This is a genomic window from Streptomyces sp. NPDC054786, from assembly GCF_053611685.1.
In genome coordinates this window covers 31,725-50,142 of the sequence record NZ_JBSHAW010000033.1, presented here as the reverse complement: position 1 = coordinate 50,142, position 18,418 = coordinate 31,725, and the positions used below count along the sequence as shown (strand labels likewise).

At 73.2% G+C, this 18,418-nt stretch carries 16 protein-coding genes; 12 read left to right on the top strand and 4 right to left on the bottom strand.

What is annotated here, in order from left to right; translation table 11 throughout:
* The first annotated feature begins 86 nt into the window (after positions 1-86).
* Entirely contained in the window at positions 87-2,225 is a 2,139-nt protein-coding gene (locus ACWGI6_RS26305) for a primosomal protein N' (protein WP_453269796.1), read from the top strand.
* A 310-nt stretch (positions 2,226-2,535) separates the two neighbouring features.
* Here ACWGI6_RS26305 and ACWGI6_RS26300 read toward each other — a convergent pair whose 3' ends face one another.
* Positions 2,536-3,090: a hypothetical protein gene (locus ACWGI6_RS26300; RefSeq protein WP_453269795.1), complete on the bottom strand. Its 555-nt coding sequence runs from the start codon at positions 3,088-3,090 to the stop codon at positions 2,536-2,538.
* Between the two features lie 250 nt (positions 3,091-3,340).
* Here ACWGI6_RS26300 and fmt point away from each other — a divergent pair, with 250 nt between their 5' ends.
* The 9 genes from fmt to ACWGI6_RS26255 all read left to right on the top strand — a co-directional run bounded on the left by fmt (position 3,341) and on the right by ACWGI6_RS26255 (position 13,405).
* Positions 3,341-4,279: a methionyl-tRNA formyltransferase gene (gene fmt, locus ACWGI6_RS26295; protein WP_393906057.1), complete on the top strand. Its 939-nt coding sequence runs from the start codon at positions 3,341-3,343 to the stop codon at positions 4,277-4,279.
* Between the two features lie 150 nt (positions 4,280-4,429).
* On the top strand, positions 4,430-5,863 hold the full coding sequence (locus tag ACWGI6_RS26290) for an RsmB/NOP family class I SAM-dependent RNA methyltransferase (protein WP_453269794.1): 1,434 nt from the start codon (positions 4,430-4,432) through the stop codon (positions 5,861-5,863).
* 634 nt (positions 5,864-6,497) lie between these two features.
* On the top strand, positions 6,498-7,181 hold the full coding sequence (gene rpe / locus ACWGI6_RS26285; RefSeq protein WP_453269793.1) for a ribulose-phosphate 3-epimerase: 684 nt from the start codon (positions 6,498-6,500) through the stop codon (positions 7,179-7,181).
* A gap of 219 nt (positions 7,182-7,400) precedes the next feature.
* Positions 7,401-8,417 carry a sugar-binding transcriptional regulator gene (locus tag ACWGI6_RS26280; protein WP_393906054.1) on the top strand — a complete coding sequence of 339 codons (1,017 nt, stop codon included), beginning with the start codon at positions 7,401-7,403 and terminating at the stop codon, positions 8,415-8,417.
* 121 nt (positions 8,418-8,538) lie between these two features.
* Positions 8,539-9,006, top strand: a complete 468-nt coding sequence (locus tag ACWGI6_RS26275) for a ribonuclease domain-containing protein (RefSeq protein WP_453269792.1) — start codon at positions 8,539-8,541, stop codon at positions 9,004-9,006.
* Positions 9,003-9,446 (top strand): barstar family protein, encoded by a 444-nt coding sequence (locus ACWGI6_RS26270; protein ID WP_393906052.1) that lies wholly within the window; start codon positions 9,003-9,005, stop codon positions 9,444-9,446. The genes ACWGI6_RS26275 and ACWGI6_RS26270 overlap by 4 nt, the downstream gene beginning before the upstream one ends.
* Positions 9,447-9,623: 177 nt before the next feature.
* Positions 9,624-11,087 (top strand): GuaB1 family IMP dehydrogenase-related protein, encoded by a 1,464-nt coding sequence (locus ACWGI6_RS26265; protein ID WP_453269791.1) that lies wholly within the window; start codon positions 9,624-9,626, stop codon positions 11,085-11,087.
* A gap of 379 nt (positions 11,088-11,466) precedes the next feature.
* Positions 11,467-12,939, top strand: a complete 1,473-nt coding sequence (locus ACWGI6_RS26260; RefSeq protein ID WP_453269790.1) for an amino acid permease — start codon at positions 11,467-11,469, stop codon at positions 12,937-12,939.
* Positions 12,940-12,949: 10 nt separating this feature from the next.
* Positions 12,950-13,405, top strand: coding sequence for an Lrp/AsnC family transcriptional regulator (locus ACWGI6_RS26255; RefSeq protein WP_393906049.1), 456 nt, complete (start codon positions 12,950-12,952; stop codon positions 13,403-13,405).
* A 37-nt stretch (positions 13,406-13,442) separates the two neighbouring features.
* Here the strand turns inward: ACWGI6_RS26255 and ACWGI6_RS26250 are convergent, their stop codons facing one another.
* The gene (locus tag ACWGI6_RS26250) at positions 13,443-13,916 is read right to left on the bottom strand and encodes a nuclear transport factor 2 family protein (protein WP_453269789.1); all 474 of its coding nucleotides are present in this window, start codon (positions 13,914-13,916) and stop codon (positions 13,443-13,445) included.
* Positions 13,917-13,934: 18 nt separating this feature from the next.
* Positions 13,935-15,401 carry an MFS transporter gene (locus tag ACWGI6_RS26245; protein ID WP_453269788.1) on the bottom strand — a complete coding sequence of 489 codons (1,467 nt, stop codon included), beginning with the start codon at positions 15,399-15,401 and terminating at the stop codon, positions 13,935-13,937.
* A 54-nt stretch (positions 15,402-15,455) separates the two neighbouring features.
* Between ACWGI6_RS26245 and ACWGI6_RS26240 the strand changes: the two genes are divergently transcribed.
* The gene (locus tag ACWGI6_RS26240) at positions 15,456-16,391 is read left to right on the top strand and encodes a LysR family transcriptional regulator (RefSeq protein WP_453269787.1); all 936 of its coding nucleotides are present in this window, start codon (positions 15,456-15,458) and stop codon (positions 16,389-16,391) included.
* A gap of 31 nt (positions 16,392-16,422) precedes the next feature.
* On the opposite strand, the gene ACWGI6_RS26235 is transcribed toward ACWGI6_RS26240, so the two are convergent.
* Complete coding sequence (locus ACWGI6_RS26235) at positions 16,423-16,935, bottom strand: MarR family winged helix-turn-helix transcriptional regulator (protein ID WP_453269786.1); 513 nt, start codon at positions 16,933-16,935, stop codon at positions 16,423-16,425.
* Between the two features lie 593 nt (positions 16,936-17,528).
* On the opposite strand from ACWGI6_RS26235, the gene ACWGI6_RS26230 reads away from it, so the two are divergent.
* Complete coding sequence (locus tag ACWGI6_RS26230) at positions 17,529-18,344, top strand: carbon-nitrogen hydrolase family protein (RefSeq protein ID WP_453269785.1); 816 nt, start codon at positions 17,529-17,531, stop codon at positions 18,342-18,344.
* Positions 18,345-18,418: the final 74 nt, after the last annotated feature.

Below are 18,418 nucleotides of genomic sequence, written 5' to 3'. Positions count from 1 at the left end.
CACGGCCCCGGACCGCTTGGCGGTCCGGGGCCGTCGGCTGTCCACAGGGCCCCTCGCTGTCGGTGCCATCTGCTAAGACTGATGCTGTGAGCAGGGAGAACGGGCGACCGGAGGCGGGGGCGTCGGGTGCGGGCGAGCAGTTGGCCCTCATCCGGGAGGCCGTGCGGGAGACGAAGGCGGAGCGGGCGAAGCCACGGACGTGGCGGGGAGCCGAGCTGGCCGCCGAGCTCCCGGTGGCGCGGGTGCTGGTCGACAAGGGGCTGGTGCACCTCGACCGGTATTTCGACTACGCGGTGCCCGCGGCGATGGATGCCGAGGCGCAGCCCGGGGTGCGGGTGCGGGTGCGGTTCGGGGCGGGGGAGAAGGGCGGCCGCCGTGAGGGCGGCAAGCTGGTCAGCGGGTTCATCGTGGAGCGCGTCGCGGAGAGCGACTATCGCGGGGTGCTCGCCCCGATCGCGCAGGTGCTGTCGCCCGAGCGGGTGCTGACGCCCGAGCTGCTGGGGCTGTGCCGGGCGGTGGCGGACCGTTATGCCGGGACGCTCGCGGATGTGGTGCAGCTGGCCGTCCCACCGCGCCGGGCGCGGGCGGAGGCCAAGCCGTCGCCCGCGCCGCTGCCACCCAACGCACCGCCGGAGCCGGGCAGTTGGGAGCGCTACGGGGCGGGCCCCGGGTTTCTGGCGGCGCTGACGCGGGGGGATGCGCCGCGGGCGGTGTGGACGGCGCTGCCCGGGGCGACCTGGCCGCAGGAGCTGGCGCGGGCGGCGGCCGCGGCGCTGGCGGGCGGGCGCGGCGCCCTGGTGGTGGTGCCGGACGGACGCGCAGCGGCGCGGGTGGACGCGGCCCTCGGCGAGCTGATCGGGGAGGGCCGGCATGTGCTGCTGACCGCCGATGCCGGGCCCGAGGAGCGCTACCGCCGCTGGCTGGCGGTCAGCCGTGGCGCGGTGCGCGCCGTGGTGGGGACCCGCGCGGCGATGTTCGCGCCGGTCGCCGATCTGGGCCTGGTCGCCCTGTGGGACGACGGGGACGCCAGCCACAGCGATCCGCATGCACCCCAGCCGCATGCCCGTGAGGTCCTCATCCAGCGGTCGGTCAATGAGCACGCCGGATTCCTGCTGGGCGGGCTGAGCTGCACGGTCGAGGCGGCCCAGCTGGTCGAGACGGGCTGGGCGCGTCCGCTGACCGCCGAGCGCGAGCAGGTGCGGACCGCGGCGCCCCTGGTGCGTACGGTCGGCGACGGTGACGAGGCGCGGGACGCCGCCGCGCGCGCCGCCCGGCTGCCGACGATGGCGTGGCAGGTGGTGCGCGAGGGCCTCAAGCACGGACCGGTGCTCGTCCAGGTCCCGCGCCGGGGCTATGCGCCCCGGCTGGCCTGTGAACGGTGCCGTACCCCCGCGCGCTGCCGGGCCTGCGCGGGCCCGCTGGAGTCGCAGGACGCCGGCGAGCTGGTCTGTGCGTGGTGCGGCCGGCCGGAGCCGGACTGGCACTGCGCCGAGTGCGGCGGCGCGCGGCTGCGGGCCCAGATCGTGGGGGCGCGGCGGACGGCGGAGGAGCTGGGCCGGGTGTTCCCGTCGGTCCCGGTGCGCACCTCGGGGCGTGATCATGTGCTGGCAGCGGTTCCGGGGGCTCCCGCACTCGTGGTCAGTACACCGGGCGCGGAGCCGGTTGCCGAGGACGGCGGATATGCGGCGGCGCTGCTGCTGGACGGCTGGGCGCTGCTGGGGCGGCCGGACCTGCGGGCGGGGGAGGAGGCGCTGCGCCGCTGGCTGGGCGCCGCCGCGCTGGTCCGCGGCCAGGCCGAGGGCGGCACTGTCGCGGTGATCGCGGAGCCGACGCTGCGGCCGGTGCAGGCGCTGGTGCGCTGGGATCCGGTGGGCCATGCGGTCCGCGAGCTGGCCGAGCGGGCCGAGCTGGGATTCCCTCCGGTGTCGCGGATGGCGTCGGTGGCCGGCCGTGCCGAGGATGTCGTCGAGCTGCTGAGGGATGCCGAACTCCCCGAAGGGGCCGAGGTGTTGGGGCCCGTACCACTGCCCGTACCGGACCCCGCGCGTCCGCGGCGGCCGGGTGACCCTCCGCCGGGCGAGCAGTGGGAACGCGCGCTGGTCCGCGTTCGCCCGGGCCAGGGCGCCGCCCTCGCCGCGGCGCTCAAGGCCGCCCGCGCGGCCCGGCTGGTCAAGCGGGAGGGGGAGGCGGTGCGGGTACGGATCGATCCGCCCGATCTGGGGTGAGGCTCGACGGGTGGGCGAAGCCGCGGAAGGGGAGGGACGTTCGTCCGGTTCGGGCGGAGTTCGCCGCACCGTGGTGAGGAAGCGTGCCTGCCCAGGCTGTGCCCCCGACGCGGCCTGCCATGGAGCCGTGATGCCGTGACGCCGTAGTGCCGTGACGCCGCGGGTCCACGACGCCCTGACCCGGTGTCATCCGACGCCCTGCGTCCCGGCGCTCCCGGACATGGCGCCGCCCCGGGACCCCGAAGTGGCGGGTGGTCCCGGGGCGTTGGCGAGCGACGAAGGAGCGGAGGGCGCTCGGTGCCGGGGTGGTTCAGCCGTTGCGGGGACCGGGGAAGGCGCCCGGGCGGGCCGGCTCGTCGCGGGAGACCGCGGAGGGCTGGGCATGCAGGGAACGGGCGGCAGGGACGGACGGGGAGCCGGAAAGGCCCGCGGCCATGGTGACCGCACGGGTCGCGGCGGAATCGGGTGAACGCACCGTCGGCTCACCGCCGTTGTTCTCAGCGGTGGGCTGGGCGGCGGCTCTGCGGGCACCGTAACGGCGGTGCACCGCCTGTTTGGTGACGCCCAGCGCCGAGCCCACCGCGTCCCAGGAGAATCCCAGCGAACGGTCGAAGTCGACCGCGGCCGTGACGAGTGTTTCGACGCTGTCCCGCAACTCCTGGGCGAGGCGCACCGTCGGGGCGGGCGCGCGTCCGTAGACGACGAAGCCCGCGGAGGGGCCCGTGCGCCGCGGCCGGTAGACGTTGCCGAGCTGAGCGGTCAGCGTGCGCAGTGCGTCCACCTGCCGGCGCACCCGCTCGATGTCCCGCACCAGGAGATGCAGGCTGGCGCGCGCCTGGGCGTCGTGGGTTGCGTGGTCGGCCATGAGCAAGCCTCTCGAACCGGCGTGGAAAAGGAAGGATGAAAGCGAGCGGGCCGTCAAAGCGGCCCGGTCCGGGTCAATGCTGTTTGACCAACGCGACAGCAGCGGCTCTGGTCACGGTATGGGGGCGCACGAGCTTCCGTACGAGGCGCGGGAAATCTTGTACGCCCCCTGGATCCACCGCCCATGGCCTGGGACGGGGCCCATAGACTGGTGAGTCGTTCCGCTGCGTGTGAGAGGTAGATCGCCACCCATGAGGCTTGTCTTCGCCGGCACCCCCGAGGTCGCCGTACCCGCCCTCGATGCCCTGATCGCCTCGGACCGGCACGAGGTCGTGGCCGTCGTCACCCGGCCCGACGCGCCCGCGGGACGCGGCCGGAAGCTGGTCGCCAGCCCCGTCGCGGAGCGGGCGGAGGAGGCGGGCATCGAGGTGCTCAAGCCTCTCAAGCCGCGCGACGAGGACTTTCTGGCCCGGCTGCGGGAGATCGCGCCGGACTGCTGCCCGGTGGTCGCCTACGGCGCGCTGCTGCCGAAGTCCGCGCTCGACATTCCCGCCATGGGGTGGGTCAATCTGCACTTCTCGCTGCTGCCCGCGTGGCGGGGCGCGGCGCCCGTGCAGCATGCGGTGCTGGCGGGGGACGAGGTGACCGGCGCCTCGACGTTCCAGATCGAGACCGGCCTGGACTCCGGCCCGGTCTTCGGGGTGTTGACCGAGGAGGTCCGGCCGACGGACACCAGCGGCGACCTGCTCACCCGGCTGGCGTTCGCCGGTTCCGGGCTGCTCGTGGCGACGATGGACGGCATCGAGGACGGCACGCTGCAGGCGGTGCCGCAGCCGGCCGAGGGTGTCACGCTCGCGCCGAAGATCGAGGTCGAGGACGCCAAGGTGGACTGGACGGCGCCCGCGCTGCGGGTCGACCGGGTGATCCGCGGCTGTGCGCCCGCGCCCGGGGCCTGGACGGTCTTCCGTGGCGAGCGCCTCAAGCTGATGTCCGCGGCCTCCGCCGCGGGCCACACCGAGCCCGTCCTGGCGCCCGGCGAACTCGCCGTCACGAAGAAGGCGGTGTACGTCGGCACCGGCAGCCACCCCGTAGAACTCATCTGGGTCCAGCCGCAGGGCAAGAAGCCGATGCAGGCGGCGGACTGGGCGCGCGGGGTGCGAATCGAGAGCGGGGAGCGGCTGGGGGACTGAGCCCCGGCCGTCCGGGCCCGTCCCCGTCCTGGGGCCGACGGCCGGCGGATGGCGGCCCCGGTTCACCGTCCGGCCTCCCCGCGCGTGCGGGCCGCGCGCCCGCGTAGGCTTGGGACGGAACCCTCATCTCGTATCCGGAGCACCTTTTCTGTGAGTCAGCAGCCGCGTCGTCGCCCCAGCAAGCCCTATCGCCGCCCGCAGAAGGACCCGGTCAGGATCCTCGCGTTCGAGGCGTTGCGGGCCGTCGACGAGCGGGACGCGTACGCGAATCTCGTGTTGCCGCCGTTGCTGCGCAAGGCGCGTGAGGGCGGTGACTTCGACGCCAGGGACGCGGCGCTGGCGACGGAGTTGGTCTACGGGTCACTGCGGTGGCAGGGGACGTATGACGCGATCGTCGCGCAGTGCGTCGACCGGCCGCTGCGGGAGGTGGACCCGCCGGTCCTGGACGTGCTGACCCTCGGGGCGCACCAGTTGCTCGGCACCCGCATTCCGACGCATGCCGCGGTGAGCGCCAGCGTCGAGCTGGCGCGGGTGGTGCTGGGTGACGGGCGGGCGAAGTTCGTCAATGCGGTGCTGCGCAAGATCGCGGCCCATGACCTGGACGGCTGGCTGGAGCGGGTCGCCCCGGAGTACGACGCGGACCCCGAGGACCACCTCGGCATCGTGCATGCGCACCCCCGCTGGGTCGTCTCGGCGCTGTGGGACGCGCTCGGCGGCGGCCGGGCCGGTATCGAGGACCTGTTGGAGGCGGACAACGAACGCCCCGAGGTGACGCTGGTGGCCCGGCCCGGCCGGTCCACCGCCGAGGAGCTCGTGGCGGCGGTGGGCGAGGAGAGCGCGCTCCCCGGGCGCTGGTCCCCGTATGCGGTGCGGCTGGCGGAGGGCGGTGAGCCGGGCGCCCTGGAGCCGGTCCGCGAAGGGCGTGCCGGGGTGCAGGACGAGGGCAGCCAGCTCGTCGCCCTCGCGCTGGCGAACGCGCCCGTCGAGGGCCCCGACCGCGCCTGGCTCGACGGCTGCGCGGGCCCCGGCGGCAAGGCGGCGCTGCTGGCGGCGCTCGCGGCGCAGCGCGGTGCCGCCCTGCTGGCCTCGGAGAAGCAGCCGCACCGCGCACGCCTGGTGGCGCGGGCGCTCGACGGCAACCCCGGTCCGTACGCGGTCATCGCCGCCGACGGCACCCGCCCGGCCTGGCGGCCCGGCGTCTTCGACCGGGTGCTGGTGGATGTGCCGTGCACCGGTCTGGGGGCGCTGCGCCGGCGGCCGGAGGCGCGCTGGCGGCGTCGCCCCGAGGATCTGGACGGGTTCGCCCCGCTGCAGCGCGAGCTGCTCCGACAGGCGCTCGCGGCCGTGCGGGTCGGCGGTGTCGTCGGCTATGCGACCTGCTCGCCGCATCCCGCCGAGACCCGGGCCGTGGTGGACGACGTCCTCAAGGGGCGGGGCGGCGAGCCGGTGCAGGTGGAGTGGATCGACGCCCGGCCGCTGATGCCCGGCGTACCGGCACTCGGTGACGGCCCGGACGTCCAGCTGTGGCCGCATCTGCACGGCACGGACGCGATGTACCTGGCGCTGCTGCGACGGACCGGCTGAGGGCGGTACGGGACGGGGCGGCAGGCGGAGCCGGAAGCGTCGTCGCAGGGCTGACGGGTTCCGTCGGCCGCCGCCGTACCGGGCCGAAGCCGGCCGGTGCGGCCCGTCGGCCGGCCCGGCGTCAGCTCGCCGTCAGCTCGGGTCGCCGGGGCGCCGGGGGAGAGGCATCGGCGTGCTGTGCTCCGGCCGCCAGGGCTGTCCGGCCGAGCGGTGTCCGGGAGATGCCGCGGCTCTCGATGATCCACGTGAGTACGGGGCACGCCGTCACGGATGGCGCGAGCCCCGTGAACCGCTCCGAACTCAGCGGATTCGCCTGGGATTTGGCGGGGTCCACCGGATGCCCGGCCCGGTGCCCAGGGCGAACGGGAACAGCATCGAGCGGACCGCGACGCCCACGAGGTCTGCCCGTTTCCGGGCACCTGCGCGGGCACGAACAAGGTGAGCGGAGGGGGCGTCCGCTGCCTCCGGCCGTACCCGCTCGCCTCGCGCTCTCCTCGGGAAGCGGAGCCGCGACGGCCGGCGACCGAACCCGCTCGGCCCTCTTCGGCGCCCCGCTCGGCCCGCTCCGGCTCCCCGTCCGGCCCCGTTCCGTCCCGCCTCCGACCATTCCCGGCCCGCACGCCATACTGGGGGCATGGCCTTGATCAACCCCAGCATCCTGTCCGCAGACTTCGCCCGCCTCGCCGAGGAGGCGCGGGCCGTCGAGGGCGCCGACTGGTTGCACGTCGACGTCATGGACAACCACTTCGTCCCGAATCTCACCCTCGGTGCGCCGGTTGTCGAGTCGCTGAGCAAGGCGACGGACACCCCGCTCGATCTGCATCTGATGATCGAGGACCCGGACCGCTGGGCGCCGCAGTACATCGAGGCCGGGGCCGGGTCCGTGACCTTCCACGTGGAGGCGGCGGCCGCGCCGGTGCGGCTGGCGCGGGAGATCCGGGCCAAGGGTGCGCGGGCGTCGATGGCGCTGAAGCCGGCCACGCCGATCGAGCCGTACGAGGATCTGCTCCCCGAGCTCGACATGCTGCTGATCATGACCGTGGAGCCGGGCTTCGGCGGCCAGCCGTTCCTGGACATCATGCTTCCCAAGATCCGCCGCACCCGTGAGCTGATCTCCCGGCACGGTCTGGAGCTGTGGCTCCAGGTGGACGGCGGGGTCTCGGCGGCCACCATCGAGCGGTGCGCGGAGGCGGGCGCCGATGTGTTCGTGGCGGGCTCCGCGGTGTACGGCGCGGACGACCCGGCCAAGGCCGTCCGGGACCTGCGCGAGAAGGCCGAGTCGGCGACCGCCGCGGCGGGCTGGGGCTGCGCGCACTGAGTGCGGTGGGCGGGCCCGGCGGCCCGGCTGTTTCACGCCACGGGAATCCGCGTGGGGGCGGGGCCGCGCCGCCGGTTGTGCGGGGCGCAACCGAGCGTTCACGAGGGTCGGGGGAGTGATGGTCCCCGTTGCCGCCGGGTTTCTGAAAGGATGAGCAAAGACTCGATCAGATGCGCAAAAGGGGAGAAATTCGTGGTAGCCAGCCGCCCACAGTCCGGAATGGGCCCTGCCGAGCTGGTGCAGGCCGCGGCCATGGCCCGCCGTTTCTATCTTGAGAACAAGTCGAAGATCCAGATCGCGGAGGAGTTCGGCGTCAGCCGGTTCAAGGTCGCCCGGGTGCTGGAGACCGCCCTGGAACGTGATCTTGTACGGATCGAGATCCGGGTGCCCTCCGAGCTGGACGCCGAACGCTCCGACGCCCTGCGGGCCCGCTACGGCCTGCGGCACGCGGTGGTCGTCGAGTCGCCCGCGGACGCTCCCCCCGCCTTCGGCGGCCAGACGCCGCCCGAGGATGCCGCCGACCCGGAGAACCTCGGCGAGGTCGCGGCCGATCTCCTCGGCGAGCTGGTCGCCGAGGGCGATGTGCTGGGGCTGGCCTGGGGCCGGTCGACCATCCATATGGCGGCCGCGCTGCACCGCCTCCCGCCGTGCACCGTCGTGCAGTTGACCGGTGTGTACGACGCGGGCACCGCCGACCGCGGCTCGGTCGAGGCGGTGCGCCGTGCGGCCGATGTCTCCGGAGGCGAGGCGCATCCGATCTATGCGCCGATGCTGCTGCCCGACTCGGCGACCGCCGAGGCGCTGCGCCGCCAGACCGGGATCGCCCGCGCCTTCGAGTACTTCGACAAGGTCACCGTCGCCTGTGTCTCCATCGGTTCCTGGGAGCCGGGCGTCTCGACCGTCTACGACATGCTGTCGGAGCAGGAGCGGGAGCACTACGCCTCGCTGGGTGCGGCCGCCGAGATGTCGGCGCACCTCTTCGACGCCGAGGGGCGGCGCATCGGCCGGGACCTCGGCGAGCGGTGCATCACCGTCGAAGCGGACCGGCTCCGCCGTATCCCGGAGGTCGTCGCCATCGCCGGCGGCCGACGCAAGGCCGAGGCGATCGGCGCGGTGCTGCGCTCCGGGCTGGTGACGAGCCTGGTCACGGACACCGCCGCCGCCGACCATCTGCTCCTGGAGACCGGCCCCGGCCCGCGCCCCGCACTCGACCGGGCGGATCCTGACGGGGCGTGACCTCCGCCGGAGCGGGACACGGCGCGGACGGCCGTGCGTGCCCATCCCGCCGCCCCGCCCCGTGCACACCGGGGGCGGTCATCGACGAGCAGCCTGCGCGGCCCTGTGACAGCATCGGCGCATGGTGATCCGCTCCGCTCCGCGCCGAGCCGCCGCGGTCCTCGGCGCGCTGCTCGCCGGGCTGCTCCTCGTGCTGGCCGGGTGTGCCACGGGCGGTGGCACCAAGGGGAGTTCGCCCGGACCGCCGCGGTCCACCGCCACGGCCGTCGCGGATGCCCCGAGCCCCTCCGGCGTTCCGCAATGGGCGCAGGGCAGGCCCGTCGTCCCGGTCGGCGCGCTGCCCTCCCAGGCGCGGGACACCCTCCGGCTCATCGACACCGGCGGGCCCTTCCGCTACCCGCAGGACGGCACCGTGTTCGGCAACCGTGAGCGGCTGCTGCCCCGTCAGCCCCGCGGTTACTACCACGAGTACACGGTCCCCACCCCCGGCTCCCCGGACCGCGGAGCCCGCCGGCTCGTCACCGGACAGACCCATGAGACGTACTACACCGACGACCACTACCGGACCTTCAAGGCGGTGCTTCGATGACGGGTTCTGTGCCCCGGCCGCTCGCGGCGGTGCTCGACGGCAGTACGCCACCCGGGGTGCTGCCCTGGCCCGCGGAGCGCTCCGTGGCGGAGGCGCTGGCCGCCGCGCGGGACGCCGGCTGGACCGGCACGTCGCTGGATCTGGAGGGGGTCGTGGACAAGGCCGACTTCATGGACCGGTGCGCCCGCGCACTGCGGCTGCCGGAGTGGTTCGGCCGCAACTGGGACGCGCTCGCCGACTGCCTCACCGATCTGTCCTGGTGCCCCGCCGACCGTGGCAGGCTGCTCGTCGTGACGGGCTGGCAGGGCTATGCGGCCGCGGCGCCGGAGGAGTGGAGCATCGTCGAGGGCGTACTGGCGGATGCGGTGGGCTACTGGCGCGACACGGACACCGGCCTGGCCGTGATCATGGCCAGGGGGCGGGACCGGCAGGGCGTGTAGCGGTGCCGTACCGGGCCTGACCGGCGACGATGCCGGGCGGCCCGCCGGGGGTCCGATCACCCCCGTCCTGGCGTGGACATCTCACCCCGCACAGCGCCCTTTGGGGGATCGCACACACGGCCGAGGGATGGCTCGGATCATCATATGAGCCCTGGTCAGGGCCCGTATCCTGGCTGTATGCGATTCCTCAATCCGAAGAACGGCGCGCTCGAAGAGAGTTCTTCGGTGCCCTACGACCTGACCTACGACGATGTGTTCATGGTGCCCGGCCGCTCCGCCGTGGGATCCCGCCAGGGAGTGGATCTGTCCTCCCACGACGGGACCGGTACCACCATCCCCCTCGTGGTCGCCAACATGACGGCGATCGCCGGCCGCCGGATGGCCGAGACCGTTGCCCGCCGTGGTGGCCTGGTCGTCATTCCGCAGGACATTCCGCTCGATGTCGTCACCGACGTCGTGACCTGGGTCAAGCGCCGCCATCTGGCCCTGGACACCCCGATCGTGCTGTCCCCGGTCGCGACCGTCGCCGACGCCCTGGCGCTGCTGCCCAAGCGGGCGCACGGCGCGGGCATCGTCGTCGAGGGCGGCCGCCCGGTCGGCGTCGTCACCGAGCACGACCTGGCCGGCGTGGACCGCTTCACCCAGGTGGCCGAGGTCATGTCCAGGGACCTGCTCGTCCTGGACGCGGACATCGACCCGCGGGAGGCCTTCAACCGCCTCGACGCCGCCAACCGCAAGCTCGCGCCCGCGGTCGACGCGGACGGCATGCTGGTCGGCATCCTCACCCGCAAGGGCGCGCTCCGCGCCACCCTGTACACCCCCGCCACCGACGCCAACGGCAAGCTGCGGATCGCGGCGGCCGTCGGCATCAACGGCGATGTGGCCGGCCGGGCCAAGGCGCTGCTGGACGCCGGCGTGGACACCCTCGTCGTGGACACCGCGCACGGTCACCAGGAGTCGATGATCGCCGCGGTCAAGGCCGTGCGTGGGCTGGACCCGCAGGTCCCGATCGTGGCGGGCAATATCGTCGCCGCCGAGGGCGTCCGCGATCTGATCGAGGCCGGTGCGGACATCATCAAGGTCGGCGTCGGGCCGGGCGCGATGTGCACCACTCGCATGATGACGGGCGTCGGCCGGCCGCAGTTCTCCGCGGTCCTGGAGTGCGCCGCCGAGGCAAAGAAGTTCGGCAAGCACGTCTGGGCGGACGGCGGGGTGCGCCACCCCCGCGATGTCGCGATGGCGCTGGCCGCGGGTGCCTCCAACGTCATGATCGGCTCCTGGTTCGCCGGCACCCTGGAATCGCCCGGCGACCTCCAGCACACCGCCGACGGCCGGCCGTACAAGGAGAGCTTCGGCATGGCCTCCGCGCGTGCGGTGCGCAACCGTACGAGCGATGAGTCGGCCTACGACCGGGCCCGCAAGGGCCTCTTCGAGGAGGGCATCTCCACCTCGCGGATGTTCGTCGACCAGGCGCGCCCCGGTGTCGAGGACCTGATCGACACGATCATCGCGGGGGTCCGCAGCTCCTGCACCTACGCGGGTGCCGCCTCCCTGGCGGAGTTCGCCGACAAGGCCGTGGTCGGTGTGCAGAGCGCCGCCGGCTACGCCGAGGGCAAGCCGCTGCACGACAGCTGGAACTGACCTCCCACGGGACGTACCACCGCCCCGGCACCGCCGCTCACCGGCCCCGCACCGACTCGGTGCGGGGCCGGTCGCATGATCGCGGCCCCCGGCCCGGTTCTCGGCCACCGTGCCCGAACCCGTACGATCGGACCGAAGCGCGCAATGAACCACCGCCCGCCGCGCGGGTGCGCAACGATCATTCGCAGTTGCGCAAGGAACCTGCATTACGGCAGGTCAGCGGCGGGCCGTAAGGTCAAGCGCTATACGTGGAGTGACGGAGTCCGTCTGCTCGGCGGTCTCCTGCTGCGGGGTGCTTCGGCATGCCCTTGTACCGACCGCTGCCGGTCGCCGTCATCCGTATCGTCATCCGATCGGCAGCGATAAAGGAGCCACCCCAGTGTTGGAGCACGGCGCAGCCCCACCCTCAGGGGCCAGCGACCCCCGGCCCCCCTCCTCCGGAGGCCTCGGCACCCGGTTGATGCGGCGCAAGCCCGTCGAGCGGCTGGTCGCCGAGGGCGGTAAGGGCGAGGGGGGATCGCTCCGTCGCTCGATGGGCATGTGGCAGCTGACCATGATCAGCATCGGTGCCACCCTCGGCACCGGCATCTTCGTGGTCCTCGGCGAGGCCGTCCCGGACGCCGGACCCGCGGTCATCATCTCGTTCGTCATCGCCGGTATCACCGCCCTGTTCTCCGCGCTGTCCTATGCGGAGCTGGCCGGCACCATCCCGGTCTCCGGCTCGTCGTACTCCTACGCCTACGCCACCCTCGGTGAGCTGGTCGCCTGGGTCTGCGGCTGGTGTCTGATCCTGGAGTACGGCGTCTCGGTCGCGGCCGTCGCCGTGGGCTGGGGCCAGTATCTGAACGAACTGCTCGACGGCACGCTGGGATTCACCATCCCGGACGCGCTGTCCCAGCCGCCCGGTGACGGCGGCATCTTCAACCTGCCGGCCCTGCTGGTCGTGCTGCTGGCGATGGTGTTCCTGCTGGGCGGGGCCAAGGAGAGCGCCCGGGCCAACACGATCATGGTCGTCGTCAAGATCGTTGCGCTGCTGCTGTTCTGCGGCGTTGCCGTGCAGGGTGTGCGGTCCGGCAACTACGCGAACTTCATGCCGATGGGCATGGCGGGTGTCAGCGCCGCCGGCGCCACCCTCTTCTTCTCGTACATCGGCTTCGACGCCGCCTCCACCGCGGGTGAGGAAGCCAAGAACCCGCAGCGCGACATGCCGCGCGCGATCATGCTCTCGCTGGTGATCGTCACCGCGCTGTACTGCCTGGTCGCGGCCATCGCCGTGGGCGCGATGCCCTGGCAGAAGTTCAAGGGCTCGGAGGCCGCGCTGGCCGGGATCATGAAGGATGTCACCGGCCAGAGCTTCTGGGCCGTACTGCTCGCCTTCGGTGCGGTCATCGCCATCGCCAGCGTCGTGCTCACCGTGCTCTACGGCCAGACCCGCATCCTCTTCGCGATGTCCCGGGACGGGCTGGTGCCGAAGGTGTTCGCCAAGGTGCACCCGAAGAGCGGTGCGCCGCGCGCCAACACCGTGATCGTTTCGCTGTTCTGCGGGGTGCTCGCCGCCGCGGTGCCGCTGGGCCAGCTGGCCGACGCCACCAGCATCGGCACGCTGTTCGCCTTCGCGCTGGTCAATATCGCGGTGATCGTGCTGCGCCGCACCCGGCCCGATATGCCGCGCAGCTTCCGTACCCCGCTCTCGCCGCTCTTCCCGGCGATCGGCTTTCTGCTGTGCCTCTACATGATGGGCAGCCTCGGCGCCGTGACCTGGGTGGTCTTCGGTGTCTGGATGGCCGTGGGCCTTGTGGTCTACTTCGGTTACGGCATGCGCCGTTCCCGATTGGCCACCGCAGAGAAGTGATCCACCCGCAGTGCGACTGAACGATCTCGACGAACGCATCGTCCACGCCCTCGCCGAGGACGCCCGCCGCAGCTATGCCGATATCGGCCAGGAGGTCGGGCTGTCCGCACCGGCCGTCAAACGGCGGGTGGACCGGCTGCGGGCCGACGGCGCGATCACCGGCTTCACCGTACGGGTCGATCCGGCCGCGCTCGGCTGGGAGACCGAGGGGTTCGTCGAGATCTACTGCCGCCGCAACACCTCGCCCGAGGCGATCCACCGCGGCCTGTCGCGCTACCCGGAAGTGGCGTCCGCCTCCACCGTCACCGGTGAGGCGGACGCCGTCGTCCAGGTCTTCGCCTCCGACATGCGGCACTTCGAGCGGGTGCTGGAGCGGATCGCGGGCGAACCGTTCGTGGAGCGGACGAAGTCCGTCCTGGTGCTCTCGCCGCTGCTGCGGCGGTACAGCTCGGGGGCGCCGGGCTGAGGCCTGCTTCTTCCCGGTCCACGTCGGGGCGGGTGTCTCAGGCGCCCGCCCCGACGTCCGTCGGCACCCGCGGCGGCTTTCCCTGTGTCCAGACGATGCGCAGCGTCGAGTGGGCGATCCGCCAGCCGTCCGCGGTCCGGACCAGCTCGTGGTCGGCGTGGCCCGCGGAGATGAAGACCCCCTCGGAGCCGTCCGCGAGAACATGCGTGCTCAGCTGCGCGCCGCGGGCGGTGGCCCGGTCGCCGTCGATCTCGATGACGGCGTTGGTGCCCAGGTGCACAGTGCGGTCGAACAGGGCCATCGCGGCGCCGACCTGTGCCGACAGTGCGTCGCGGCCGTGGACGCTGCCGATGGGCAGCTCGGCGGTGACGTCCTCGGTGTGGAAGGCGCGGGCCCAGGCCTCGTCGAACCTCCCCTCGTCCAGTGAGCGGAGATAGCGGTCCAGCAGGTCGGTGAGCTCCGCGCGGTCGGTCAGTTCTCGCAGTTGGCGCTGCATCGTGTCGGTGTCCATGGCGACCACGCTGCTACCTCAAGCGCGCTTCAGGTCAAGCCCCTGATCCCGCTCGGCCCGTGTGCCGGTGTGCAGACCGCGCACCACGACGAGGCCCACCGCCAGCACCACGCCCGCCGCGATCCGGTAGCCCAGCGCCATGGCATCGGTGAACGCGGCGGCCACCGCGGCGCCGTGTCCGGTACCCGAGGCGAAGCGCACGGACAGTACGGTGCCCACCACGGCGATCCCCAGCGCCGCGCCCAACTCCCGTGCCGCGCCCTGGAGTCCGGAGCCCATTCCGGAGCGCCGGGCCGGTACGGACGCCACGATCGCATGCGACAGCGTCGGCATCGCCAGCCCCGCACCGACCGACATCACCAGGAGAAACACCAGGTAGCGGACGTACGGAGTGTGGGCGTCCGTGGTGGAGAGCAGCAGCAGGCCGGCCGCGATCAGCGCCAGACCGGCGCCGACCGTCCTGGCCTCGCCGGCCCGTTGCGCCCCGCGCATGCCGTACTTCGTCACCGCCATCATCCCGAAGGCCAGCGGCACGATGGCGCAGCCCGTCTGCAGCGGTGAGTACCCCTTCACGTACTGCAGGAACTGCGCATTGACGTAGAAGAGCGCGAACATCCCGAAGAAGGTGACGGCGATACCGATGCTGCCGGCGCGCAGCCGCGGCAGCCGGAACAGCCGGGGGTCCAGCACCGGGTGCGCGGCCCGCAGCCCGTGCCGTACGAACACCGCGAACACCACCACCGCCAAGGCGAAGGCGCCGGTCACCGGGACGGAGACCCAGCCCAGGCCCGGTCCTTCGATGATGCCGAAGAGCAGCGCGGCGGCGCCGAGGACCAGCAGCGCCGAGCCCGGCAGATCGAGCGCCGCGGTCTGCCGGGGAACCCGGGGCGCGCCCGTCGCGACCCAGATCAGCAGGGCCAGGGCGACGGGTACATACCCCCAGAACAGCCCCTGCCAGGGCAGGTATTGCAGGATCAGCGCGCCGCCCGCGTTGCCCGCCATCCCGCCGATGCCGACCGCCGTGCTCCAGGCGGCCACCGCCCCGGCCTTGCGGTCGGCCGGGGCGGAGTGCAGCAGTACGGACATGGTCGCCGGCACCAGGAGCGCGGCCCCGGCGCCGGAGAGGGCGCGGCCCGCCAGCAGCACCGGCAGCGCGGTCGCCAGCGCGCTCAGCAGCGCGCCCGCGGCGAACACGCCGAGCCCGGTGAGCAGTACGCCCTTGCGGCCCACCCGGTCGCCGAGCGCACCGGCCGGGATCAGCAGCCCCGCGAAGACCAGCACATAGGTGTCGACGATCCACAGCAACTGGGCGGGGGAGGGGTGCAGCCCGCTCGCGGCGATCTTGGGTATCGCGAGGTTCATCGCGGCCACCAGCGACTGCGCCACCAGTACACAGGCACACATCGCGGCCGTCACCGAGCGCCGCCGGGCCGGGGCGTCAACGGGCGTGGGAGGGGAGTCCGGAGGAGAAACGGTCGAGGTCATGGCAGGGACGCTAGAGTCCTGGTGAGTTGACCTCAAATGCAAGGTATGCACTCCATGATTGCGCGAAACGCAAGCATCGACCTCAACCTGCTGACGGCGCTGGATGCCCTGCTGGAAGAGGAGAGCGTGACCGCGGCTGCCGACCGGCTCGGGCTCTCCGGACCGGCCATGAGCCGCGCGCTCGGCCGCATCCGCCGCACCATCGGCGACCCCGTCCTGGTGCGGGCCGGCCGTCATATGGTGCCCACCCCGCGCGCCCTGGAGATCAGGGCCGAGGTGCGCCGGCTGGTGGAGGCGGCGCACGGTGTGCTGGCCCCGTCCGCGCCGGCCGACCCGGCCGAACTGGCCCGGGTGTTCACCCTCTACGCCAATGACCTCTTCGTCACCGCCCTCGGACCGCGGCTGGTCGCCCGCGTCGCCCGGGAAGCCCCGCAGGTCGTGCTCCGCTTCCTGGGCGAGAGCCATCTCGATGTGCCGCTGCTGCGGGACGGCGCGGCGGACCTGGAGCTCGGCGTCATCGACAGCCGCGAGCCGGAGATCCGCAGGGAGGAGCTGTTCGTCGACGACATGGTTGCGGTGGTACGCGAGGGGCACCCGCTGACGACCGGGAAACTCACCGCGCGCCGGTTCGCCGGCGCACCGCATCTCAACTTCTCCCGGCGCGGCCGGCTGACCGGCCCCCTCGATGCGGCGCTCGCCGAACGCGGGCTGCGGCGGACGGTGATCGCCACCGTCCCGACCTTCGCCGCCTCGCTGATGATGGTCCGGGACAGCGATGCGGTCGGCCTGGCCAACGCACGGGCCGGGGCCTCGACGGTCCGCGGGCTGGGGCTGCGCACCCTGCCGATTCCGTTCGCGCTGCCGCAGGTGACCATGGAGATGGCGTGGCACCCGCGCCACGAGGCCGACACCGGGCACCTCTGGCTGCGCTCGACGGTACGGAAGACGGTGCAAGAGCTCCTGCGGGACCTGCCGCCCGACGAGGGCTGAACGCCGCGGCCGCGGCGGTGCTGACGGCCGGTCAGCGGTCCCCGGGCGGCCCGCCCGCCGCGCCGAAATCGTCCATGAAGCGGGTGAACAGCCGGGCGAACGCGGTCCGTTCGGCGCCCGGCCAGTCCCGGGTCACCCGCGCCACCACGGAGCGCCGGAAGGTGTGCACGGACTCCAGCAGCTCCCGGCCGTCCGGGGTGACGGCCAGTAGGGTGCGCCGGCCGTCCGTCTGGTCGGCCTCCCGGCGGAGGTGGCCGGCCTGCACGGCAGCCGCCACCAGCTTGCTCGCCCGCGGCTGGTCCACCTGGAGCGCGTCCGCCACCTCGCGCACCCCGGCCGCCTCCCCGCGCTCCTCGGCGGCCTCGACGACATCCAGCACATCGAACGCGGCACCCCCCGGCACCGGCGCCCCGGCCTGCCGCTCCGCCCGCCGTGCCAGCGTCCGGCGGGCGGCGCTGCGGCGCAGGGCCACCATGGCGCGCTCGATCGCCGCAACCTCCGCAGCGGCATCGCCGGCCGCCCCGTCCCGCTCCGCGTCGTGCATCCGCACTCTCCTCGCGCTCGCCGCTCCGGATAACCCGTTGCCCCCGTCGTCCCGGGAGAAGCATACTCAGGGACAGGTACTTGTCATTCTGCATCCATCTGCCGGAGAGGCGGCCCTCATGACCACCACACCGCTCAAGCCCATCGGCTACTACCTCAAGGCGCTCGACACCCTGATCAATGAGGACTTCGCCCACGTCCTGTCCGCACACGGGCTGACCCGGCGCGACTGGCAGGTGCTCAACAGCCTGGCGCTCCAGGGCCCGCTCGCCCAGCCGGCGCTGGCCCGGCTCCTCGCCCCCGCCGGCCGCGGTGAGCGCGAGGGTGTCGCCGTCGGTGACGAGCCGGCCTCGGGCGGCCAGGGTGCGGGTGACCTCGTCGAGGGTGCGCGATCCCGGCTCCCGGAACGTGCACGAGGAGCCGGGATCCGCATCGGCACGGGGTCCTCCCGGCGTGGGCGCAACGAATCACCGCACCATCCCTTGAACGCGCAACGAATCGTCCCTCGGCGCGCAACGGTGGCGGCTTGTCCGGCATCCTCGGCGGACCGTACCGTCAATGCGTCCGCCCGCACCGTCCTCGCCGAGGGGTTCCATGACGTCGCTGCACACCGCCCTGCTCCAGAGTTCGGGCCGGCCCGGCGATGTCGCGCACAATCTGCGGGTCCTCGACGACGCGGCCCGTTCGGCCGCGGCGACCGGCGCCGGACTGCTCGCCTGCCCCGAGCTGTTCCTCACCGGCTACGCCATCGGCGACGCGGTCCACCGCCTCGCCGAGACCGCCGACGGCGACAGCGCACAGGCCATCGGGAAGATCGCCGCCGAGCACGGCATCGCGCTGCTCTACGGCTACCCGGAGCGCGCCGCGCGGGACGAGCCCGACAGCGCCGCGGTGTACAACTCGGCGCAGCTCATCGGCCCGGAGGGCGAGCGCCTCGCGAACTACCGCAAGACGCATCTCTTCGGCTGCTTCGAGCACGAATTCTTCACCCCGGGGGAGCAGGCCGTCGTCCAGGCCGAGCTGGCCGGCCTCCGGATCGGCCTGCTGATCTGCTACGACGTGGAGTTCCCGGAGAACGTCCGGGCCCATGCGCTGGCCGGCACCGATCTGCTGCTGGTGCCCACCGCGCAGATGCACCCCTTCCAGTTCGTCGCCGAGTCCGTCATCCCGGTCCGCGCCTTCGAGAACCAGATGTACGTGGCGTACGTCAACCGGGTCGGCGCGGAGGGCGAGTTCGAGTTCGTCGGCCTCAGCTGCGTGGCCGGCCCGGACGGTGTCGTCCGTACCCGCGCCGGCCGCACCGAGCAGCTGGTGCGGGCCGAGGTCGACCCCGCCTTCCTGAAGGAATCCCGGGCCGACAACCCCTATCTGCACGATCGCCGGCCGGAGCTGTACGGCCCGCTGACCTGAACCGACCCCGCCCGACCCCCTCTGATCCGCCGCAGGCCGGCCCACCCCGGCCCGCGCTGCCCTGCCTGCTGTGC